At 66.3% G+C, this 20,911-nt stretch carries 19 protein-coding genes; 3 read left to right on the forward strand and 16 right to left on the reverse strand.

The genetic code is table 11. The annotated features are described in order from the left end of the window. Positions 1-66 precede the first annotated feature (66 nt). The 16 genes from PCQ86_RS08855 to gyrA form a co-directional block, all read right to left on the reverse strand. Positions 67-435 carry a monovalent cation/H(+) antiporter subunit G gene (locus PCQ86_RS08855; protein ID WP_011805679.1) on the reverse strand — a complete coding sequence of 123 codons (369 nt, stop codon included), beginning with the start codon at positions 433-435 and terminating at the stop codon, positions 67-69. Beyond that, complete coding sequence (locus PCQ86_RS08860; RefSeq protein ID WP_220638809.1) at positions 432-713, reverse strand: K+/H+ antiporter subunit F; 282 nt, start codon at positions 711-713, stop codon at positions 432-434. Before PCQ86_RS08860 ends, PCQ86_RS08855 begins: the two co-directional genes overlap by 4 nt. Continuing rightward, positions 710-1,201, reverse strand: coding sequence for a Na+/H+ antiporter subunit E (locus PCQ86_RS08865; RefSeq protein WP_047349163.1), 492 nt, complete (start codon positions 1,199-1,201; stop codon positions 710-712). The genes PCQ86_RS08860 and PCQ86_RS08865 overlap by 4 nt, the downstream gene beginning before the upstream one ends. Next, positions 1,198-2,934, reverse strand: coding sequence for a monovalent cation/H+ antiporter subunit D (locus PCQ86_RS08870; RefSeq protein WP_270175302.1), 1,737 nt, complete (start codon positions 2,932-2,934; stop codon positions 1,198-1,200). Before PCQ86_RS08870 ends, PCQ86_RS08865 begins: the two co-directional genes overlap by 4 nt. Continuing rightward, positions 2,931-3,296 carry a Na+/H+ antiporter subunit C gene (locus PCQ86_RS08875; protein WP_047349161.1) on the reverse strand — a complete coding sequence of 122 codons (366 nt, stop codon included), beginning with the start codon at positions 3,294-3,296 and terminating at the stop codon, positions 2,931-2,933. Before PCQ86_RS08875 ends, PCQ86_RS08870 begins: the two co-directional genes overlap by 4 nt. After that, a complete protein-coding gene (locus tag PCQ86_RS08880; protein ID WP_270175303.1) occupies positions 3,296-6,250 on the reverse strand; it encodes a monovalent cation/H+ antiporter subunit A in 2,955 nt (984 codons plus the stop codon). Before PCQ86_RS08880 ends, PCQ86_RS08875 begins: the two co-directional genes overlap by 1 nt. Before the next feature lie 111 nt (positions 6,251-6,361). Next, the gene (locus PCQ86_RS08885) at positions 6,362-6,706 is read right to left on the reverse strand and encodes a ComEA family DNA-binding protein (protein WP_270175432.1); all 345 of its coding nucleotides are present in this window, start codon (positions 6,704-6,706) and stop codon (positions 6,362-6,364) included. An 8-nt stretch (positions 6,707-6,714) separates the two neighbouring features. Next, positions 6,715-7,872 carry a lipopolysaccharide assembly protein LapB gene (gene lapB / locus PCQ86_RS08890; RefSeq protein WP_270175304.1) on the reverse strand — a complete coding sequence of 386 codons (1,158 nt, stop codon included), beginning with the start codon at positions 7,870-7,872 and terminating at the stop codon, positions 6,715-6,717. Beyond that, a complete protein-coding gene (locus PCQ86_RS08895) occupies positions 7,862-8,188 on the reverse strand; it encodes a LapA family protein (protein WP_196995703.1) in 327 nt (108 codons plus the stop codon). The genes lapB and PCQ86_RS08895 overlap by 11 nt, the downstream gene beginning before the upstream one ends. A gap of 121 nt (positions 8,189-8,309) precedes the next feature. Then, complete coding sequence (locus PCQ86_RS08900) at positions 8,310-8,621, reverse strand: integration host factor subunit beta (protein ID WP_011805670.1); 312 nt, start codon at positions 8,619-8,621, stop codon at positions 8,310-8,312. Positions 8,622-8,742: 121 nt separating this feature from the next. Continuing rightward, the gene (gene rpsA / locus PCQ86_RS08905; protein WP_135149742.1) at positions 8,743-10,446 is read right to left on the reverse strand and encodes a 30S ribosomal protein S1; all 1,704 of its coding nucleotides are present in this window, start codon (positions 10,444-10,446) and stop codon (positions 8,743-8,745) included. A 155-nt stretch (positions 10,447-10,601) separates the two neighbouring features. Beyond that, positions 10,602-12,623 carry a bifunctional 3-phosphoshikimate 1-carboxyvinyltransferase/cytidylate kinase gene (locus PCQ86_RS08910; RefSeq protein WP_270175305.1) on the reverse strand — a complete coding sequence of 674 codons (2,022 nt, stop codon included), beginning with the start codon at positions 12,621-12,623 and terminating at the stop codon, positions 10,602-10,604. Then, the gene (locus PCQ86_RS08915; protein WP_270175306.1) at positions 12,623-13,507 is read right to left on the reverse strand and encodes a prephenate dehydrogenase; all 885 of its coding nucleotides are present in this window, start codon (positions 13,505-13,507) and stop codon (positions 12,623-12,625) included. The genes PCQ86_RS08910 and PCQ86_RS08915 overlap by 1 nt, the downstream gene beginning before the upstream one ends. Before the next feature lie 9 nt (positions 13,508-13,516). Further along, the gene (pheA, locus tag PCQ86_RS08920; protein WP_011805666.1) at positions 13,517-14,632 is read right to left on the reverse strand and encodes a prephenate dehydratase; all 1,116 of its coding nucleotides are present in this window, start codon (positions 14,630-14,632) and stop codon (positions 13,517-13,519) included. 116 nt (positions 14,633-14,748) lie between these two features. Continuing rightward, complete coding sequence (serC, locus tag PCQ86_RS08925) at positions 14,749-15,858, reverse strand: 3-phosphoserine/phosphohydroxythreonine transaminase (protein ID WP_135149741.1); 1,110 nt, start codon at positions 15,856-15,858, stop codon at positions 14,749-14,751. Positions 15,859-15,927: 69 nt separating this feature from the next. Continuing rightward, the gene (gyrA, locus tag PCQ86_RS08930) at positions 15,928-18,561 is read right to left on the reverse strand and encodes a DNA gyrase subunit A (protein ID WP_123676470.1); all 2,634 of its coding nucleotides are present in this window, start codon (positions 18,559-18,561) and stop codon (positions 15,928-15,930) included. Positions 18,562-18,787: 226 nt separating this feature from the next. Between gyrA and ompA the strand changes: the two genes are divergently transcribed. The 3 genes from ompA to PCQ86_RS08945 all read left to right on the forward strand — a co-directional run bounded on the left by ompA (position 18,788) and on the right by PCQ86_RS08945 (position 20,911). After that, positions 18,788-19,444 (forward strand): outer membrane protein OmpA, encoded by a 657-nt coding sequence (gene ompA / locus PCQ86_RS08935; RefSeq protein ID WP_011805663.1) that lies wholly within the window; start codon positions 18,788-18,790, stop codon positions 19,442-19,444. Positions 19,445-19,523: 79 nt separating this feature from the next. Further along, positions 19,524-20,237 (forward strand): bifunctional 2-polyprenyl-6-hydroxyphenol methylase/3-demethylubiquinol 3-O-methyltransferase UbiG, encoded by a 714-nt coding sequence (gene ubiG / locus PCQ86_RS08940; RefSeq protein ID WP_270175307.1) that lies wholly within the window; start codon positions 19,524-19,526, stop codon positions 20,235-20,237. Beyond that, positions 20,234-20,911 (forward strand): HAD family hydrolase, encoded by a 678-nt coding sequence (locus PCQ86_RS08945; protein WP_047349155.1) that lies wholly within the window; start codon positions 20,234-20,236, stop codon positions 20,909-20,911. The genes ubiG and PCQ86_RS08945 overlap by 4 nt, the downstream gene beginning before the upstream one ends.

The following is a 20,911-nucleotide window of genomic DNA, read 5'->3' on the forward strand; positions in this document are numbered from 1 at the left end:
GTTTGAATGAAATAAGGCTCTAGCGCTTGTTGGTCAAGCGCTAGTAGCTATATTTTCAATAGCAAATCACGAGTCGAGCGTGCTGCTGTCCGCCACGCGGCTGAGGCTGGGCGGCACCTTCTCGCCCGCGCGGCGCGCGCGAAACAGCGCGGCGCGCATCAGGAAGATGTTGGTCACGGGCACGGTGATGGCGATGAACAGGGCAATCAGCAACGCATGCAGCGCCAGGCCGTTGCCCGTCACGGAGAAGTACACCAGCGTGGCATGCATGATGCACCAGCAGCCCATGGTGGCGATGATGGACGGTGCGTGCACGCGCTCGAAGTAGGTGGCCAGGCGCAGCAGCCCCAGTGACCCCATGAACGCGATGGCCGCGCCGCACAGCACCAGCGCGGACAGCACGATGTCCAGCCACAGCGGCAGTGCGTCGCTCATTCGATCACCTCGCCGCGCAAGAGGAACTTGGCCATGGCCGTGGAGCTGACGAAGCCCAGCAGTGCGATCAACATGGCGGCCTCGAAGTAGTTGGTGCTGCCGTAGTAGATGCCCAGTACCAGTATGAGCAGCATGCCGTTGAGGTACATGCAGTCCAGCGCCAGCACGCGGTCCTGCGCGGCGGGGCCCTTGAGCAGGCGCACCAGGCACAGCACCATGGCCGCGGCCAGCAGGAACATGGCGATGGGCAGCGCCCAGGACAGTACGGAACCGGTCATTCGAAAATCTCCATCAGCGGGCGCTCGTAGCTCGCCTTGACGTGGTCGATGATGGCCTGCGCATCGCCCACCTCCAGCACATGCAGCATCAGCAGGCTGCGGTCCAGCGACAGCTCGGCCCAGGAGGTGCCAGGGGTTATGCACACGATCATGGCCAGTACGGCGAGGGCGTTGGGGTCGCGCAGTTCCAGCGGAATCTTGACGAAGTCCGGCGGGTGGCGGCGCTGTGACGGCAGCAGCAGAAAGCGCAGCACGGCAAGGTTGGACCGCGTGGTGTCCACCATCACCGTGAAGCACAGCCGGATGATCGTGCCGAGGTGGCGCACGCGCACCTTCTGCGGGCGCAATTCGCTGAACAGCACCGGCAGGCCCCATGCGAGTACCAGTGCCAGCAGGACGTGGCCGATGCTGGTGGTGTGGTTGAGCAGCAGCCACATCACGAACAAACCCAGGGAGACCAGCGGGGCGGGCAGCAGCTTCTTCATCATGGCGCGGCCTTCGTGGTGGCAGAGCTTTCCGCGCGCTCAGGCGTCGGCGTCGTGGTGGGGCTGGGAATGGGCGCGGCCGTCATCACGGCGCGTACATACGTGCCCGGCGCATGCAGCCCGTTGGCCGTTGCCTCGGTGAAACGCATCACGCCGTTGGCCTGCAGGGTGAGCGCCACGCAGGCCCCCAGCAGTATGGCGATGGGTAGCCCCTCCATCACGCGCAACTGGGGCGTGGGGCGGTCGTGCGCGGCCCAGAAGTGGCGTATGCCCGAGCGCGTGAGCGCCAGCAGCGCCAGCAGACCCGTGGCGATCATCAGCGCGATCAACGTCCAGCCCGGCAGGCCGGGCTGTGTGCCGGCCGAAGAGCCGAGCCCCAGCGGGTTTACCAGCGCCGTCAGCATCGCGAACTTGCCGATGAAGCCGGACAGCGGCGGTAGGCCCGCAATCACCAGCGTGCAGGCCATGTAGGACAGACCCAGAAACGCGGCCGCGGCGGGGATGACGCGGCCGACCAGCACTTCCTCGTCCTCGTCCAGGTTCAGGCCGGTGGTGGGCATCAGCTCGGGGGTGAGGAAGGGGGCCACGTCGTCCAGTTCGTAAGGCGCCAGCGACGCGCCATCGTTGCGCCAGCGGTCGATGAGGTCGGCCAGCAGGAACAGCGCGCTCACGGCCAGCGTGGAGCTGGGCAGGTAGTACAGCAGCCCGGCAGTGAGCGCGTTCTGTCCGAAGCCTGCTGCCGCCAGCAGCGTGCCCGACGACAGCACGGCCGCATGGCCGGCCAGGTGGGTGAGGCGCTGCGAGGCCATCATGCCGATGGCGCCGAAGGCCATGGTGACCATGCCGCCGCCGATCAGCCACAGGCTGCCGAACAGGGAGGATGGGCCGGCCTCGCTGCTGAACATCAGCGTCCACAGGCGCAGCAGCGTGTAGATGCCCACCTTGGTCATCAGGGCGAACAGCGCACCCACGGGCGCCGTGGCCGCGCTGTAGGCCGGCACCAGCCAGAAGTTCAGGGGCCACACAGCCGCCTTGATGAGAAACGCCGTGGCCAGGATGGCGGCCGCCGAGTGCAACAATCCCCGGTCGGCGGCCGACACCTGCGGGATGGCCTGCGCCAGGTCGGCCATGTTGAGCGTGCCCGTGATGCCGTACAGCATGGACGCGCCGATCAGGAACAGCGAGGACGCCGCCAGGTTGATGGCGATGTAGTGTAGGCCGGCCTGCACGCGCGTGCGGCCGGCGCCGTGCAGCAGCAGGCCGTACGAGGCTGCCAGCAGGATCTCGAAGAAGACGAACAGGTTGAACAGGTCGCCCGTGAGGAAGGCGCCCCCCAGCCCCATGAGCTGCAACTGGAACAGCGTGTGGTAGTGCACGCCGGCGCGGTGCCAGCGCGCACCGGCGAACACAATGGAGCACAGCGCCACGAAGCCCGTCAGCAGCAGCATCATGGCCGAGAGCCGGTCCAGCACCAGCACGATGCCGAACGGCGCCGGCCAGTTGCCCGGCAGGTACACACCCATGGTCGCGGGCGCTCTGGATTCGTGCGACCACAGCAGCAGCGCCACGGCCACCAGCAGCCCGAGCAGGGTGGACAGGATGTTCAGGCCCAGCTTCAGGCGCTGCTGCTCTTCCTTCATGGTGAGCAGCAAAGCGGCCGTGAGCATCGGCAGCCCGATGGGCGCCAGCATCAGGTGCGGCATGAGCAGGGAGGTCAGCTCCGCGATGCGGCTCATGGCATCTCCTGCGTTTCACGCGAGTGCGAGCCGTCCACGTGGTCGGTGCCCGACATGCCCCGCGAAGCCAGCAGCACGACGAGGAACAGTGCGGTCATGGCAAAGCCGATCACGATGGCGGTGAGCACCAGCGCCTGGGGCATGGGGTCCGCGTAATGCTGCAGATCCTGCGGCACGCCGGGCACGAGCACGGGCTCCTTGCCCACGGCCAGGCCCAGGCGACCCATGCTGAAGATGAACAGGTTCACGGCATACGACAGCAGCGACAGGCCCATGATGACCTGGAAGGTGCGGGGGCGCAGCAGCAGCCAGACGCCCGAGCCCGTGAGCACGCCGATGGACAGAGCCAGCACGATTTCCATCAGACGACTCCTTGTGTGGCCGGGACGGCTGCTTGCTCGCTGGCCGCTTGTTGTTCTTCTTCCATGAGACGGGCGTGGTAACGGTGGCTGCGCACCGACTGGTGGGCGATGGCCGTAAGGATGAGCAGCGTGGAGCCGACGACGAGCGCGAAGACGCCCATGTCGAAGAACATGGCGCTGGCCACGTGGAGGTCCCCGATCAGCGGCAGGTGCAGGTGCGCGGTGTGGCTGGTAAGGAACGGATAGCCCAGCGCCACGGCGCCCAGTCCGGTGCCCAGCGCCAGCAGCAGGCCGGAGGCAATCCAGCGCCGCGGATACAGGGGCAGGTGCGCCTCGACCCACGATGTGCCCGAAATGATGTACTGCAGCACCAGCCCCACCGAGAACACCAGGCCCGCCACGAAGCCGCCGCCCGGCTGGTTGTGCCCGCGCATGAAGAGGTAGAAGGCCACCAGGGCCGAGAACGGCAGCAGCAGCCGCACCAGCACCGCGGGCACCATCAGGTAACCGACGGCCGTGTCGGTTGCGTTGCGCGGGTTCAGCAGGTCGGTCTGTAGATCGGCCGGCAGGTAGCGCTGCTGCTCGGGCAGGTCCATGGTCTCCACTGCGGGGCGAAAGCGCCGCAACAGCGCATACACCGCAAGCGCCACGATGCCCAGCACCACGATCTCGCCGAACGTGTCGAACCCGCGGAAGTCCACCAGCACGACGTTGACCACGTTGGTGCCGCCGCCCTCGGTGAGGGCGCGCTCCAGGAAGAACGTGGAGGTGCTCTGCGCGAAGGGCCGGCTCATCATGGCAAATGCCAGCCACGCCATGCCGCCGCCCGCGGCGACGGCCAGCAGCAGGTCGCGCACGCGCCGCGTGCGCGCCAGCGCGGCGCTGGCGGGCGAGGCGGGCAGGCTTTCGTCGCGCTTGGGCAGCCAGCGCAGGCCCAGCAGGATCAGGATGGTGGTGACCAGTTCCACGGCCAGTTGGGTGAGTGCGAGGTCTGGCGCAGAGAACCACAGGAAGGTGATGCAGACGCACAGCCCTGCACCGCCCATGAGGGTCAGCGCCGCCAGGCGGTGGTACTTGGCCTGCCAGGCCGAGGCCACGGCGCAGACCATGCCCAACGCCCAGATCAGCACGAAAGCGGGCGACAGCGGCAGCGTGCCCCGATCTCCCAACTGCAAGCCGCGTGTGTACAGCGGCATGGCGGCGCCCACGAGCGTGACGAGCACCAGCCACAGCATCTGCCACTGCAGGCGGCGCGTGGACAGCAGGCGCCGCCCGCTGTGCCCCCAGCGCGTGATCTGCACCAGCACTGCCTCGAACACGCCGCGTCCGCTGACGCGGTGCATCAGTGGGGCGGCGTTGATGCGGCCTTGCTTGCGCTCCCAGCGCAACACCATGTACAAGGCGGTGCCGCCGACCAGTGCCACCAGGCTCATCATGAAGGGCGTGTTGAAGCCGTGCCAGACCGCCAGGCTGAAGGCCGGCAGTTCGCCCCCCACCACCGGCAGCGCCGCGGCATTCAGGTACTGGCCGATCGACCACGCGGGCAGCACGCCCACCACCAGGCAGGCGCAGACCAGCAGCTCCACCGGCACGCGCATCCAGTGCGGCGGCTCATGGGGCTCATGCGGCAGATCGGTGGCGGGGGGGCCCCAGAACACATCGACGATGAAGCGCAGCGAATAGGCCACGCTGAACATGCCCGCGACGGTGGCCGCGATCGGCAGTATCTGGGCCACGGCCGGCGCAGCGTCGAAGAACACCGTCTCCGCGAAGAACATCTCCTTGGACAGGAAGCCGTTGAGCAGCGGCACGCCCGCCATGGCGGCGCTGGCGACCGTGGCCAGCGTGGCGGTGACGGGCATCATGCGCCGCAGGCCCGAGAGGCGCCGTATGTCCCGCGTGCCGCTTTCGTGGTCGATGATGCCCGCGGCCATGAACAGCGACGCCTTGAACGTGGCGTGGTTCATGATGTGGAACACGGCGGCCACGGCGGCCATAGGGCTGTTGAGGCCCAGCAGCAGCGTGATCAGACCCAGATGCGAGATCGTGGAATACGCCAGCAGGCCCTTGAGGTCGTTCTGAAACATGGCCGCGTAGCCGCCGATGAGCAGCGTGGCCAGGCCCGCGCCGCCCACCAGCCAGAACCACGGCTCGGTGCCGCCCATGACGGGCCACAGCCGTGCCAGCAGGAAGACGCCCGCCTTCACCATGGTGGCCGAGTGCAGGTACGACGACACGGGCGTGGGCGCAGCCATGGCGTTGGGCAGCCAGAAGTGGAACGGAAACTGCGCACTCTTGGTGAACGCCCCCAGCAGCACCAGTACCAGCGCCGTGAGGTACATGGGGTGGTCGCGCACCAGCTCGGCTGCGCCCAGCACGCGGTCCAGGTCATAGCTGCCCACGATGTGGCCCAGCACCAGCATGCCGGCCAGCAGGCACAGTCCGCCCGCGCCCGTCACGGTGAGGGCCATGCGCGCGCCCCGGCGGGCGTCTTCACGGTGGTGCCAGTAGCCGATGAGCAGGAACGAGAACAGGCTGGTGAGTTCCCAGAAGAACACCAGCTGGATGATGTTGCCCGACAGCACCACGCCGGCCATGGCGCCCATGAAAGCCAGAAAGAACGAGAAAAAGCGCGGCACCGGGTCCGCCGGCGACATGTAGTAGCGCGCATATAGCACCACCAGCGTACCGATGCCGAACACCAGCATGCTGAACATCCAGGCGAACCCGTCCATGCGGATGACCAGGTTCAGGCCCAGGGCAGGCAACCAGGTGATCTCCTCGCGCAACACGCCCGCTTCGGCGATCTGGGGGAAGTACAGCGCCGTTTGCACCGTGCAAAACAGCGCGACCAGGCCCGCGAGCGTGGACTCGGTATTGCGCGCATTTGCGGGCAGCACGGCCGCCAGCAAGCTGCCCACAAAGGGAAGAAGAATGAGGAGGGTCAGAGGCATCAGCGTCTGATTCTAGGGCGTCGCCCTTTCCCGCGTGCTATGAAAACCCGAGCAAGTGGCGGCGAATACGCTGCCGTCCAGCGCGTTATGGCGCGCGGCTACCGGTGTGTGTCAGCGTGAGGAGGGGCTGTCGCCGACCCCCGCGCCGGAGGCTGCAGTCGCGCCCGCGGGCGTTGCTACGGTTGGATAGGCGGCGCCATTGACGGTGAGCCCCTGCGCCGACAGCCGAGCGGCGGCCGCGGGGCCGATGCCCTTCACGCGTGCGATCAGGTCGCTCCAGTCCTGGAAGGGCCCGCGTGCCCGCTCTGCCAGGATGCGCGACGACATTGCCGGCCCAATGCCCCTGACTCCATCCAGTTCCGCTTCGCGTGCGTGGTTCACGTCCACGCCGGCCAGCGCGACGGCAGCATGCAGCAGCACGAGCGCTACGCTCGCATGCCTCAGGGCCGGGGGCATGCGCACGGCTACAGCTCCTCGACGCGCCGTGCCGGATAACTGTCCCAGGTCTGGCAGCCCGGGCATTGCCAGAAGTGCTGGCGTGCCTCGAACCCGCAGGCTGCGCAGCGGTAGCGCGTGAGCGGCTTTGCCGCCTGCTCCAGCGCGCGCTGGATTTGCGGGTGGAACTGCTCATGGGTCAGCGTCTCGCCTGCCAGCCACTTCGTCGCGGCGACCAGGGAGGGCTCGCGCTCCAGGTGGCGCACGTACCACTCGCGCCCAACGGCCGCAGTGTTCGCGTTGGCAGCCTCCAGCGCCACCACGGCTTCCAGCAGATCCAGGGATGGCATGACCTCGTAGTGGTGCTGCAGCAGCGCCTGGGCCTGCGGCGCTTGTCCCGTGGCGGTGGCGGTCTCCACCAGCAGCGGTGCGGCCAGCGGCAGCGCGGCGGGTGCGGCCTGGGCGAGCGCTTGCAGGGTGTCGAAGGCCGCTTCGGGCTGGCCCTGGCGCTGCTGCAGCCGCGCCAGCTCGATGCGCGCGCGCGGCGCCTGGGGCGCCGTGGCCAGGGCCTGCTCCAGCAGCGCCTGGGCGGCGGGCAGTTCGCCATGGGCTGCCAGCGCCAGCGCCTGCTCGCACAGGTAGTGCGCCAGCCGGGTGCTGAAGTCGCCCTGCTGCGCATCGTGCATGCGCCGTGCAATGTCCGACGCCTGTGGCCAGTCGCGCGAACGCTCGTAAATGGCCAGCAGGGCCATGCGTGCCTGGCCCTCGAAGGCGCTGCCCTCCAGGCGGCGCAGTGCGTCTTCCGCGCGGTCGAGCAGGCCTGCCTTGAGGAAGTCCAGCGCCAGCGCATGCTGTGCGCGCTCGCGGTCGGCGCGGCTCAGGTCGCCGCGCGACAGCAGGTGCTCGTGCACCCGCACGGCGCGGTTGTACTCGCCGCGGCGGCGAAACAGGTTGCCCAGGGCGAAGTGCAGTTCGGTGGTGTCAGGGTCGTTCTGCACCGCCTCGATGAAGGCATCGATGGCCTGGTCTTGCTGCTCGTTGAGAAGGTAGTTCAGGCCCTTGAAGTAAGCCTTGGGTGCGCGGCGGTTCTCCTCGCGCATCTGCCGCAGGTCGAAACGCGAGGCGAACCACCCCAGCCCGAAGGCCAGCGGCAGCCCCAGGAAGATCCAGCTCAGGTCAAATTCCATGGACGGGTGGCTGCGGCAGGGCGGGGTCGACCGCCGCCGGAGATGCGGCAGAGGACGCGGGGGCGGGCGCGGCGGGGTGCGGCAAGGCCTGGTGCGCGCGGCGCGCGGCGCTGCGGTGGCGCCACCAGCGCGGCACCATGCCCAGCACGCCTACGGCCACGCCAAGCGCGAAGGCCGTCAGCACGATCAGCACGGCCGGTGCCGTCCACTGCGTGCCGAAGAAAAAGTACACCGTGGCGTCCTGCTGGTTGTTCAGCGCGAACGCGAACAGGGTAAAAAAAATGGCTGCCTTGAGCAGCCACAGGAGGTATTTCATGCATCTCCCCAGTGGTGGCGAGATTCTACGGGCAGCGTAGCGGCCTGAGCGGCAGGCCATCCGTTGGCCTCAAGCCAAAAATGGCTCTAGCGCCTGCCCAGCAAGCGTGAACAGCTATGGTTTATTGCGCCTGCACGCCCTGCAGTTCAGCGGTGCGCTGGTCCACGGTTTCGCGCAGGGCCTTGCCGGGCTTGAAGTGGGGAACGCGCTTTTCGGGGATATGCACCGCCTCGCCGCTGCGCGGATTGCGGCCCATGCGCGGGGGGCGGCGGTTGACCGAGAAGCTGCCAAAGCCGCGGATCTCGATGCGGTGCCCGCGCACCAGTGCATCGCTCACGGCGTCCAGAATGGTCTTGACGGCGTATTCGGCGTCGCGCTGGGTGAGCTGCCCAAAGCGGGCAGCCAGTTCTTCGACGAGGTCAGATCGGGTCATGGGACGGCATTCGGGCAGAGGTTGATGTGACAGCGGGCGCTACCAGAGCGCCCGCTGTGTGTGGTGTGCCGCCACCCGCAGGTGGAGGCACACCGGCGCCTGCAGGGCAGGCCGCGACGGATTACTTGTCGGAGTTGTCCAGCTTGGCGCGCAGCAGGGCGCCCAGGCTGGTGGTACCGGCGTTTTCCTTCGCGGACTGGGCCGACAGGTGCGCCATGGCTTCCTGCTGGTCAACCATGTCCTTTTGCTTGATGGACAGCTGGATGTTGCGGGTCTTGCGATCCACGTTCACCACCACGGCCGTGACCTCGTCGCCTTCCTTCAGCACGTTGCGGGCATCTTCCACGCGGTCGCGGGAGATTTCCGAAGCGCGCAGGTAGCCCACGATGTCTTCGCCCAGATCGATCTCGGCGCCACGGGCGTCCACGGTCTTGACCTTGCCGGTCACCGTCTGGCCCTTGTCGTTCACCGTCACGAAGGTGGTGAACGGGTCGCCGTCGAGCTGCTTGATGCCCAGGGAGATACGCTCGCGGTCCACGTCCACGGCCAGCACGATCGCCTCGACTTCCTGGCCCTTCTTGTAGTTGCGCACGGCGGATTCGCCGGGCTCGTTCCAGGACAGGTCGGACAGGTGCACCAGGCCGTCGATGCCGGCAGCTAGGCCCACGAACACGCCGAAGTCGGTGATCGACTTGATCGGGCCCTTGACGCGGTCGCCGCGCTTGGTGTCCTGCGCGAATTCTTGCCAGGGGTTGGCCTTGCACTGCTTCATGCCCAGGCTGATGCGGCGCTTGTCTTCGTCGATCTCCAGGACCATGACTTCGACTTCGTCACCCAGCGACACGAGCTTGGAAGGAGCCACGTTCTTGTTGGTCCAGTCCATTTCGGAGACGTGCACCAGGCCTTCGATGCCGGGCTCCAGCTCGACGAACGCACCGTAGTCGGCGATGTTCGTGACCTTGCCGAACAGGCGGGTGCCCGAGGGGTAGCGGCGCGATACGCCCAGCCACGGGTCGTCGCCCATTTGCTTGAGGCCCAGCGAGACGCGGTTCTTCTCGGTGTCGAACTTGAGGATCTTGGCCGTGATTTCCTGGCCGGCGGTGACCACCTCGGAGGGATGGCGCACGCGGCGCCATGCCATGTCGGTGATGTGCAGCAGGCCGTCGATGCCGCCCAGGTCCACGAACGCACCGTATTCGGTGATGTTCTTGACCACGCCGTTGACGATGGCGCCTTCCTTCAGGGTTTCCATCAGCTTGGCGCGCTCTTCGCCCATGGAGGCTTCCACCACAGCGCGACGCGACAGCACAACGTTGTTGCGCTTGCGGTCCAGCTTGATGACCTTGAATTCCATGGTCTTGTTCTCGTAAGGAGTCAGATCCTTGACGGGACGGGTGTCGATCAGCGAACCGGGCAGGAAGGCGCGGATGCCGTTGACCAGCACCGTCAGGCCGCCCTTGACCTTGCCGGAGGTCGTGCCGGTCACGAATTCGCCGGATTCCAGCGCCTTCTCCAGCGACAGCCAGGAGGCCAGACGCTTGGCGGTGTCGCGCGACAGGATGGTGTCGCCGTAGCCGTTTTCGATCGAGCCGATGGCCACGGACACGAAGTCGCCCACTTGGACTTCGATCTCGCCCTGGTCGTTCTTGAATTCGTCGATCGGCACATAGGCTTCCGACTTCAGGCCAGCGTTCACCACGACGAAGTTGTGCTCCACGCGCACGACTTCAGCGGTGATGACTTCGCCGGGACGCATTTCGGTGCGTGTCAACGACTCTTCAAAAAGGGCGGCAAAAGATTCAGACATGTAGTTCCTTGCCCGCATGCAGGTTTCCGACGGCACCATTGCCTTCGTTTCTAAGACTGCTTGCGGAGGTTGTGCGGCATCACACCGCGGGGTTGAGGTTGTAAGAACCACACGGCCAGTGCGCAGTCAGGGCGCGGCGGGAGCCGTGTGGGCCATGTACCGGCCGTCAGCACTTACGCGCCGAACGGCTGGCGAGCCTGCCACCAGTCAATCACCTGCATCACGGCCTCGTCGATCGTGTGCTCGGAGTTGTCCAGTACCAGGGCGTCCTGCGCGGGCTTCAGGGGCGAGGCGCTGCGGTTTGCGTCCCGCGCGTCCCGCGCTTCCAAGTCTGCGCGAAGGTCGGCGATATTAGCCGAAATTCCCTTGGAAATCAACTGCTTATGGCGGCGCTCGGCCCGGCAGGCGGCGCTGGCCGTGAGGAAGACCTTGAGCGGTGCCTGCGGGAAGATCACCGTGCCCATGTCGCGCCCGTCGGCCACCAGGCCCGGCAGGCGGCGAAAGCCATGCTGCAGCGCGACCAGGGCGCCGCGCACCGCCGGCAGCGCCGACACGCGCGAGGCGTTCATGCCGGCCTGCTCGGTGCGGATGGCGTCGGTAACGTCTTCCTCGCCCAGCCAGATGCGGTTGCCCGCGAAGCGCACGGGCAGTTGCCGCGCCAGTTCGGCGATGCGCGGCTCGTTGTCGGGGCTGATCTCCAGGCCCGCACGGGTCGCCGCGAGGGCGGTGATGCGGTACAGCGCCCCCGAATCCAGGAAGTGGTAGCCCAGCGCACGCGCCACGGCAGCGGCCACCGTGCCCTTGCCCGAGGCCGTGGGGCCGTCGATGCAGATCACGGGGATGCGGTCCGTGTCCGTCTGCGCCACCTGGAACAGGGCCTCGAAGTAATCCGGGAAGGTCTTGGCGACGCACTTGGGGTCTTCGATGCGCACGGGCAGCCCGGCCGGGTTGAAGGCCGCCAGCGAAAAGCACATGGCCACGCGGTGGTCGTCGTAGGTGTGGATGCTGGCGGCGCGCCAGTCGCCGGACTGGGCGGGTGGCGTGACGCGCAGGTAGTCCGCGCCTTCCTCCACCGTGGCGCCCAGCTTGCGCAGCTCGCAGGTCATGGCGGCAATGCGATCGGTTTCCTTGACGCGCCAGCTTGCGATGTTGCGCAATACGGTCGTGCCCCGCGCATACAGCGCCATGACGGCGAGGGTCATCGCTGCATCGGGGATGTGGTTGCAGTCCAGGTCGATCGCCTTGAGCGGCCAGGTGTCGCGGGCCACCTCCAGCCAATTGGGGCCGCCGGTGACGCGTGCGCCCATGGCTTGTGCGGCCTCGACGAAGCGGATGTCGCCCTGGATCGAGTCCAGTCCGACGCCCAGGATCTTGATGCCTTTTTGGCCGTTAGCGCCCGCAGCGATTGCGCCAGCAGCTATGAAATAGCTAGCAGATGATGCATCCGCCTCCACATGGATCAGCCCCGGCGATTGGTAGCGGCTGCCCGCGGGAATGGTGAAGCGCTGCCACTGCTCATGCCGCACGGCGATGCCAAAGCGCGCCAGCAGCTCCAGCGTGATGTGGATGTAGGGCTTGGAGATCAGCTCGCCCACGACTTCGATCACCACGTCCTGCTGCCGGGCCACCAGCGGCAGCGCCATCAGCAGCGCGGTGAGGAACTGGCTGGACACGTCGCCGCGCACGCGGATCGGCGCCTGCAGCTGCAGCGGCGGCAGGCCGCCCGCGTGGGCGATGCGCAGCGGCGGAAAGCCTTGGTTGCCCAGGTAGTCGATGCGGCAGCCGAGCTGGCGCAGGGCGTCCACCAGGTCGCCAATGGGACGCTCGTGCATGCGCGGCACGCCCGACAGTTCGTACTCGCCGCCCAGCAGCGCCAGTGCCGCGGTGAGCGGGCGCATGGCCGTGCCGGCGTTGCCCATGAAGAGCTGCGTGGGCGAGGGCGGCGTGGACGATCCCAAACCCGTGATGCGCACGGTGCCGCCTCCGGCTTCGTCGACCGTGCAGCCGAGCTGGCGCAGCGCGTCCAGCATCACGCGCGTGTCGTCGGAGGCCAGCAGGTCGCGCACCTCGGTCGTGCCCTGGCTCAACGCGGCCAGCAGCAGCACGCGGTTGGAGATGCTCTTGGAGCCCGGCAGCTGCACGCTGCCCTGCACGCTGGCCAGGGGCGGCAGGTCGAGGAACGCGGTGGAGAACATCAGTGGTCCTTGTGCTTGCGGGGCGCGCCCATGCGCCAGTGCGCGCGGGTGTGACTGGCGAGCGTGATGAGGTCTTCCAGCGCCTGGTCGTTGTCGGCCTGTATGGCCTCCTCTAGCGTCTGCAGTGCCTGCTTGAACACGCGCGACTGGGCCAGCACCTCGTCGCGGTTGGCGCGCAGGATGTCACGCCACATCTTGGGATCGCTGGCCGCGATGCGGGTGAAGTCGCGAAAGCCGGGTCCGGCCAGTGCGAGCAGTTCGTCCGCGTTGGGCTGCGCGGTGATGCCCGAGATCATGGCGAACGCGAGCATGTGCGGCAGATGGCTCACTGCCGCGAAGCTGGCGTCGTGCGCCTCGGGCGACATGCTGCTCACGTGGCAGCCCAGGGCGCGCCACACTTCCTCCGCGCGGTGCAGCTGGGCGGTGAGGGTGCGCTCGGTGGGGGTCAGGATCACCTGGCGGCCGGTGTACAGGTCGACGTCGGCATGTTCCACGCCCGACACCTCGCGCCCCGTGATCGGGTGCGCCGGCACGAACGAGCCGATCTGGTCACGCAACGCGCGGCGCGCGGCCTGCACCACGTCGGCCTTGGTGGAGCCCACGTCCATGAGCAGCATCTGCGGCGTGACCAGGTGCTTGATAGCCTTCAGGGTGGATTCGGTCGCGGCCACGGGAACGGCCAGCAGCACGATGTCTGCACCCGCGGCAGCCAGCAGCGCGGAGGGCGCCTCAATGTCGATCACGCCGAGCTGGCGCGCCCGATCGGTGGTGGAGGGCGACTTGCTGTAGCCCACGACGCGCTTGACCAGCCCCGCCTTCTTCAATGCCAGGGCGAAGGAGCCGCCCATGAGGCCGCAGCCGATCAGTCCCAGTTGTTCAAACATGCTGCCCCCTCACGCCGGAACGGGGTAGGTGCCCAGCACCTTATAGAAGGCGCACAGCTGCTGCAGCTCGGCCAGCGCGGCGGCCACGTTGGGCTGGGCGGGGTGGCCTTCGATGTCGATGTAGAAGTAGTACTCCCACTGGCCGGTGCGCGCGGGGCGGGATTCAAAGCGCGTCATGGACACGCCGTGTTTCTTCAAGGGCACCAGCAGGTCGTGCACCGCACCGGGACGGTTGGGCACCGAGATGATGAGGCTGGTGCAGTCCCGCCCCGTGGGCGCGGGCGTGGCCAGCGTGTGCGGCAGGCAGATCACGGCAAAGCGCGTGCGGTTGTAGGCGTCGTCCTGGATGGCGTGGGCCACCACATGCAGGCCGAACTGCTGCGCGGCGCGCTCGCTGGAGATGCCGGCCCACGCCGGGTTGGTGGCGGCCAGGCGTGCGCCTTCGGCATTGCTGGACACGGGCCGGCGCTCGGCGTGGGGCAGGTGCTTGGACAGCCAGCCCTGGCACTGTGCCAGCGCCTGGGGATGGGCCAACACGGCCTCGATGTGCTCGGCGCTGTTGGTGGAGCGCAGCAGGTTGTGGCGCACCAGTAGGCTGACCTCGCCGACCACATGGCAGGGGGTGTGCAGGAACATGTCCAGCGAGCGCGTGACCACGCCCTCGTTGGAGTTCTCCACGCCCACCACGCCGTACTGCGCGCTGCCCGCGGCCGTGGCGTGAAACACCTCGTCGAAGCTGTTGCAGTACATCAGGTCGGCCGCGCCGCCGAAGTACTCGATGGCTGCCTGCTCGCAGAACGTGCCCTCGGGGCCCAGCACGGCCACGCGCTGGGGCGATTCCAGCGCCAGGCAGGCCGACATGATCTCGCGCCAGATGGCGGACACGTGTGCGCCCTTGAGCGGGCCGGGGTTGGCGTTGGTGATCTTCTCGATCACCTGGGCGACGCGGTCGGGGCGGAAGTAGGGCGTGCCCTCGCGCTTCTTCAGCTCGCCCACCTGCTCGGCCACGCGGGCGCGCTGGTTGAGAAGCTGCAGCAGCTGGTGGTCCAGCGAATCGATCTGCACGCGCAGATCGGCCAGCGCGGGGCTGGCCTGGGGTGTGGGGCTTGAAGCGTTGTCTGCCATGGATTTGATAGCTGCCCGCGCTTGTCTGTTCTGTGTTTGAGTGGAGAAACTATCTCAAACCCAGATACGTCAAGCGCGAACAGCTCACATTTTTATGAAAGGGCCGTGCCGTGGCTTCAGGCAGCGGTGCGTTCGAAGTCCTGCAGATAGTCCACCAGCGCCTGCACGCCCGCCAGAGGCATGGCGTTGTAGATGCTGGCGCGCATGCCGCCCACGGACTTGTGGCCCTTGAGCTGCAGCAGGCCGCGCTCCTTGGCGCCGGCCAGGAAGGCGTCGTTGCGCGACTCATCGCGCAGGAAGAAGGGGATGTTCATGCGCGAGCGGCAGTTGGCCGCCACCTTGTTCACGTAGAACTGCGACTGGTCGATGAAGTCGTACAGCAGCCGCGCCTTGGCGATGTTGCGCTGCTCCATCGCGGCCACGCCGCTGGCCGCGCCCTCGCGCTGACGCTTGAGCCACTGGAAGGTGAGGCCGGCCATGTAGATGCCCCAGGTGGGGGGCGTGTTGAACATGGAGTGGTTCTCGGCCACGATCTTGTAATCGAAGGCGCTAGGGCAGGCGGGCAGGGCGTGGCCCAGCAGGTCCTCGCGCACCACCACCAGCGTCAGGCCTGCCGGGCCCAGATTCTTCTGCGCGCCGCCGAAGGCCAGGCCCACGCGGCTCCAGTCGACGGGGCGCGACGCCACGTGAGAGGAGAAATCGATCACCAGTGGCGCATCGCTGCCCAGGGCGCGCAGGTCGGGCAGCTCCTGGAATTCCACGCCGTGGATGGTCTCGTTGCTGCAGATGTGCACGTAGCTGGCGCCGCGGCTCAGCTGCCAGCCGGCCGGGTCGGGCAGGGTGGTGAACTGGCCATCCTCGCCGGAGGCCGCGGTGCGCACCTCGGCGGCGTATTTGGCCGCTTCCTTGCGCGACTTCTGGCTCCAGCTGCCGGTGACCACGAAGTCCACGGTGGCTGCGCGCGAGAGGTTCAGCGGCACGATGGCGTTCTCCGCCAGGCCGCCGCCCTGCATGAACAGGATCTTGAACTCCGGCGGCACCGCCAGCAGCTCGCGCAGGTCGGCTTCGGCCTGCTCGTAGATCGCGATGAACTCCTTGCCGCGGTGACTCATCTCCATCACGCCCATGCCGCTGCCGTGCCAGTCCAGCATCTCGGCGGCGGCCTGCTGCAGCACTTCCTCAGGGATGGCGGCCGGACCGGCCGAGAAGTTGTAAGGGCGATTCATGGTCATGGGTCAAATGTGCTGCCAGCGCTTGTCGGTCAAGCGCTGGCAGCTATCGTTTTGGAAGCGGTTTCAGGCGTCAGCGGGCGGCGGGGCGTCGGCTGCATCGAGATCGGCGGCGTTCGCGTCGTTTTCCACGATGCGCTGCAGTCCGCTGAGCTTGGCGCCTTCGTCCAGCGAGATCAGCGTCACGCCCTGCGTGGCGCGGCCCAGTTCGCGGATCTCGGACACGCGGGTGCGCACCAGCACGCCGGTATCGGTGATCAGCATGATCTCGTCGTCGGCATGCACCAGCGTGGCGGCCACGACCTTGCCGTTGCGCTCGCTTTGCTGGATGGCGATCATGCCCTTGGTGCCGCGCCCATGGCGGGTGTACTCGACGATGCTCGTGCGCTTGCCGTAGCCGTTCTCGGTGGCGGTGAGCACGCTCTGGTTCTCATCCTCAGCCACCAGCATGGCGATCACGCTCTGGCCGTCCTCCAGCATCATGCCGCGCACGCCGCGCGCCTGGCGGCCCAGCGGCCGCACGTCGTTCTCGTCGAAGCGCACGGCCTTGCCGCCGTCGGAGAACAGCATCACGTCGTGCTGGCCGTCGGTCAGCGCCGCGCCGATGAGGTAGTCGCCATCATCCAGGTTCACCGCGATGATGCCGCCCTTGCGGGGGTTGCTGAACTCGTCCAGTGCGGTCTTCTTCACCGTGCCCATGCTGGTCGCCATGAACACATAGTGGTCGGCGGGGAAGGTACGCATGCCGCCCGTCAGGGGCAGAACGACGTTGATTTTTTCGCCCTCGGCCAGCGGGAACATGTTGACGATGGGGCGCCCGCGCGAGTTGCGCGAGCCGGAGGGCACTTCCCACACCTTGAGCCAATACAGCCGGCCGCGGTTGGAAAAGCACAAGATGTAGTCGTGCGTATTGGCAATGAAGAGCTGGTCGATCCAGTCGTCTTCCTTGGTCGCCGCCGCCTGCTTGCCGCGCCCGCCGCGCTTTTGCGCGCGGTACTCGGACAGCGGCTGGCTCTTGATATAGCCGGTGTGCGACAGCGTGACCACCATGTCGGTGGGCGTGATCAGGTCCTCGGTGGACAGGTCCTGGGCGCTGTGCTCGATGGTGCTGCGGCGCGCACCCACCTTGGACTGGCCGAACTCCTGGCGCAGCGTGGAAAGCTCTTCGCCGATGATCGTGGACACGCGCGCGGGCTTGGCCAGGATGTCCAGCAGGTCCTCGATGACCGACATGACGTCCTTGTACTCGGCCACGATCTTGTCCTGCTCCAGGCCCGTCAGGCGCTGCAGGCGCATCTGCAGGATTTCCTGGGCCTGCGTGTCCGACAGGCGGTACAGGCCGCCTTCCTGCATGCCGAACTCGCGTTCCAGCCCTTCGGGGCGGTAGTCGTCCGCGTTGACCACGCCGCCATCGGCGCGCGTGCGCGTGAGCATCTCGCGCACCAACTGGCTGTCCCAGGAACGCGCCATCAGTTCGGCCTTGGCCACGGGCGGCGTGGGCGACTCACGGATGATGCGGATGAACTCGTCGATGTTGGCCAGCGCCACGGCCAGGCCTTCCAGCACGTGGCCGCGCTCGCGGGCCTTGCGCAGCTCGAACACCGTGCGGCGCGTGACCACTTCACGGCGGTGCTGCAGGAAAACCTCGATCAGGTCCTTCAGGTTGCACAGCTTGGGCTGGCCGTCCACCAGCGCCACCATGTTCATGCCAAAGGTGTCTTGCAGCTGGGTCTGCTTGTACAGGTTGTTGAGCACCACCTCGGGTACTTCGCCGCGCTTGAGCTCGATCACCAGGCGCATGCCGGACTTGTCCGACTCGTCCTGGATGTGGCTGATGCCTTCGAGCTTCTTCTCGTGCACCAGCTCGGCCATGCGCTCCTGTAGCGTCTTCTTGTTGACCTGGTAGGGCAGCTCGTCAACGATGATGGCCTGGCGCTGGCCCTTGTCGATGTCCTCGAAGTGGCACTTGGCGCGCATCACCACCTTGCCGCGGCCCGTGCGGTAGCCTTCCTTGACCCCGTTGATGCCGTAGATGATGCCGGCCGTGGGGAAGTCGGGCGCGGGGATGATCTCCATGAGTTCGTCCACCGTCGCGTCAGGCTGGCGCAGCAGGTGCAAGCAGGCATCCACCACCTCATTGAGGTTGTGCGGCGGGATGTTGGTTGCCATGCCCACCGCGATGCCGGCCGATCCGTTGACCAGCAGGTTGGGCAGCTTGCTCGGCAGCACCAGCGGTTCCTTCTCGCTGCCGTCGTAGTTCGGGCCGAAATCGACCGTTTCCTTGTCGATGTCCGCCAGCATCTCGTGCGCTATTTTTGACAGGCGGATTTCGGTATAGCGCATTGCCGCGGCGCTGTCGCCGTCCACTGAGCCGAAGTTGCCTTGGCCGTCCACCAGCATGTGGCGCAGAGAGAAGTCTTGCGCCATGCGCACGATCGTGTCGTATACCGCGCTGTCGCCGTGGGGGTGGTACTTACCGATCACGTCACCGACGATACGGGCGGACTTCTTATAAGGCCGGTTCCAATCGTTGTTGAGCTCGTGCATGGCAAACAGCACGCGCCGGTGCACAGGCTTCAGGCCATCCCGCGCGTCGGGCAGGGCGCGCCCGACGATCACGCTCATCGCGTAATCCAGGTAACTGCGCCGCATCTCCTCTTCGAGACTGATGGGCAGGGTTTCTTTGGCAAACTGGGTCATGTCGACGGAGGGGTGGCGGCAGGAAGCGGCCATTTTAGGTGCAACGCCCTGTAGTAGCTGAGCAACACATCCCTGGGATTGCGCTTTTGTCCTACGGTTTGCACCTCGTCAAAGCAGCTCCGGCCTTGTTACGTATGGCACAATCATTTCAACGTTTTTGGTGATGGTCACTGACGACGTCCCTGATTCGCAGCGCGGCTGCGGCTTTTTCCCCAAGAGGAGAACCATGAAGAAACTGAACAAAGTGGCGATGTTGTTGGCCTCTGCTGTGCTTGCTACCTCGGCTGTTGCTCAAGTGAAGGCGGCAGACGGCGGTAAGGTCATCGATAACTGGCAAAACGGCTCGGGCGAGCTGGTCTGGAAGAACGGCACGAATGAACTGTGCTGGCGCGACGCCAACTGGACCCCTGCAACCGCTGCCGAAGGTTGCGACGGCGCTCTGGTGAAGGCTGCTGCTCCTGCTCCCGCAGCTGCACCCGCTCCCGCAGCCGCAGCTCCTGCCGCTCCTGCCCCCGCACCTGCTATCGCTAGCAAGGTGACCTATGCAGCCGACGCTTTCTTCGACTTCGACAAGTCCGTCCTCAAGCCCGAAGGCAAGGCCAAGTTGGACGACCTGGTTTCCAAGGTCAAGGGCATCAACCTGGAAGTGATCATTGCCGTGGGTCACACCGACTCCATCGGTACCGACGCCTACAACCAGAAGCTGTCCGTGCGTCGCGCTGAAGCCGTGAAGGCTTACTTGGTGTCCAAGGGCATCGAAAAGAACCGCGTCTACACCGAAGGCAAGGGCGAAAAGCAGCCCGTGGCGGACAACAAGACCAAGGAAGGTCGCGCCAAGAACCGCCGCGTGGAAATCGAAGTGGTTGGTACCCGCGCCAACTGATCGATCCATCGGTCACAAAAAAGCCCCGGCAACGGGGCTTTTTTTATGCCTTACTCGTTGCAGATGGGACAATGAAAACATGACTGTTTCTGTAAACGCCGATCCCGCTGAGTTGGCCAAGTTTTCGGAACTGGCCCATCGCTGGTGGGACCCCGACAGCGAATTCCGTCCGCTGCACCAAATCAATCCGTTGCGGCTGGACTGGATCAATCAACTATCGCCTCTGGAAGGGCGCAAGGTTCTCGACGTGGGGTGCGGCGGGGGAATTCTGTCGGACTCCATGGCCCGCAAGGGGGCAGAGGTCACGGGGATCGACCTGGCGTCCAAGGCATTGCGCGTGGCGCGGCTCCATGCCCTGGAGGCGGAAACGCCGCGCGTACAGTATCGGGAGATCAGCGTCGAGGAGTTGGCAAACGAGTGTCCCGGGTCGTTCGACACGGTCACCTGCATGGAGATGCTGGAGCATGTGCCCGATCCCCAGTCGGTCGTGGCCGCATGCGCGCGCCTTGTCAAGCCAGGCGGGTGGGTGTTCTTCTCTACGATCAACCGGAATGCGAAGGCCTTTGCGTTGGCGATCGTGGGGGCGGAATACCTGCTCAAGATGCTGCCCCAGGGAACGCATGATTACGCCAAATTCATCCGCCCTAGTGAGCTGGCATCCGCATGCCGCCAGGCGGGCCTTGATGTGTTGCATACGCGCGGCATGCAGTACAACCCCGTAACCGGCCGCTATTGGCTGAGCGGGGATACCGATGTGAATTACCTGTTCGCTACCAGGCGGCCAACTGCATGAGCGAGGTGTCTTTCACGGCGGTGCGCGGGGTGTTGTTCGACCTGGATGGTACCTTGATTGACAGTGCGCCTGACCTGGGCTTTGCTGCGGACCAGTTGCGGTCCGTCCGCGGGCTCCCTTCGCTGCCGCTGCAGGCCTATCGTCCCCTGGCCGGCGCGGGCGCGAGGGGTATGCTGTCGGTGGCATTCGGTATCACGCCGGACCATCCGGACTTTCCCCGCTTGAGGGAAGAGTTTTTCACCAACTACGAGCAATGCATCCACGACCAAACGGCATTGTTTCCTGGCATCCAGGAATTGGTGGCTACTCTTGAGCATCGTCCGTTGAAATGGGGTGTGGTGACCAATAAAGTGGAGCGTTTTACCTCGCTCATCGCCCAGCGCGTGGCGCTTTTCGCCAATGCGGGGGCCATCGTCAGTGGAGACACCACTGCGTATTCCAAGCCCCACCCAGAGCCTTTGTGGGAGGCTGCACGGCGCCTGGGGCTGGAGCCGCACGAGTGCATTTACGTCGGTGACGACGAAAGAGATATTCAGGCAGGGCAAGCTGCAGGCATGAAAACCGTGGTGGCCATGTACGGCTATCTTGGCTCGGGCGCCTCCCCGAAGAGTTGGGGCGCGGATGCAGAGATTTATTCCCCCCTTGACCTCTTGAAATTGGTGGGCCTGGACTAA

The sequence above is a fragment of the Diaphorobacter sp. ED-3 genome, from assembly GCF_027625375.1.
GTDB classification, from domain to species: Bacteria; Pseudomonadota; Gammaproteobacteria; order Burkholderiales; family Burkholderiaceae_C; genus Diaphorobacter; species Diaphorobacter nitroreducens.

Coding starts and splice junctions, on each gene's coding strand:
- PCQ86_RS08855 (WP_011805679.1), bottom strand. CDS start 435: ATGAGCGACGCACTGCCGCTGTGGCTGGACATCGTGCTGTCCGCGCTG.
- PCQ86_RS08860 (WP_220638809.1), bottom strand. CDS start 713: ATGACCGGTTCCGTACTGTCCTGGGCGCTGCCCATCGCCATGTTCCTG.
- PCQ86_RS08865 (WP_047349163.1), bottom strand. CDS start 1,201: ATGATGAAGAAGCTGCTGCCCGCCCCGCTGGTCTCCCTGGGTTTGTTC.
- PCQ86_RS08870 (WP_270175302.1), bottom strand. CDS start 2,934: ATGAGCCGCATCGCGGAGCTGACCTCCCTGCTCATGCCGCACCTGATG.
- PCQ86_RS08875 (WP_047349161.1), bottom strand. CDS start 3,296: ATGGAAATCGTGCTGGCTCTGTCCATCGGCGTGCTCACGGGCTCGGGC.
- PCQ86_RS08880 (WP_270175303.1), bottom strand. CDS start 6,250: ATGCCTCTGACCCTCCTCATTCTTCTTCCCTTTGTGGGCAGCTTGCTG.
- PCQ86_RS08885 (WP_270175432.1), bottom strand. CDS start 6,706: ATGCCCCCGGCCCTGAGGCATGCGAGCGTAGCGCTCGTGCTGCTGCAT.
- lapB (WP_270175304.1), bottom strand. CDS start 7,872: ATGGAATTTGACCTGAGCTGGATCTTCCTGGGGCTGCCGCTGGCCTTC.
- PCQ86_RS08895 (WP_196995703.1), bottom strand. CDS start 8,188: ATGAAATACCTCCTGTGGCTGCTCAAGGCAGCCATTTTTTTTACCCTG.
- PCQ86_RS08900 (WP_011805670.1), bottom strand. CDS start 8,621: ATGACCCGATCTGACCTCGTCGAAGAACTGGCTGCCCGCTTTGGGCAG.
- rpsA (WP_135149742.1), bottom strand. CDS start 10,446: ATGCGGGCAAGGAACTACATGTCTGAATCTTTTGCCGCCCTTTTTGAA.
- PCQ86_RS08910 (WP_270175305.1), bottom strand. CDS start 12,623: ATGTTCTCCACCGCGTTCCTCGACCTGCCGCCCCTGGCCAGCGTGCAG.
- PCQ86_RS08915 (WP_270175306.1), bottom strand. CDS start 13,507: ATGTTTGAACAACTGGGACTGATCGGCTGCGGCCTCATGGGCGGCTCC.
- pheA (WP_011805666.1), bottom strand. CDS start 14,632: ATGGCAGACAACGCTTCAAGCCCCACACCCCAGGCCAGCCCCGCGCTG.
- serC (WP_135149741.1), bottom strand. CDS start 15,858: ATGAATCGCCCTTACAACTTCTCGGCCGGTCCGGCCGCCATCCCTGAG.
- gyrA (WP_123676470.1), bottom strand. CDS start 18,561: ATGACCCAGTTTGCCAAAGAAACCCTGCCCATCAGTCTCGAAGAGGAG.
- ompA (WP_011805663.1), top strand. CDS start 18,788: ATGAAGAAACTGAACAAAGTGGCGATGTTGTTGGCCTCTGCTGTGCTT.
- ubiG (WP_270175307.1), top strand. CDS start 19,524: ATGACTGTTTCTGTAAACGCCGATCCCGCTGAGTTGGCCAAGTTTTCG.
- PCQ86_RS08945 (WP_047349155.1), top strand. CDS start 20,234: ATGAGCGAGGTGTCTTTCACGGCGGTGCGCGGGGTGTTGTTCGACCTG.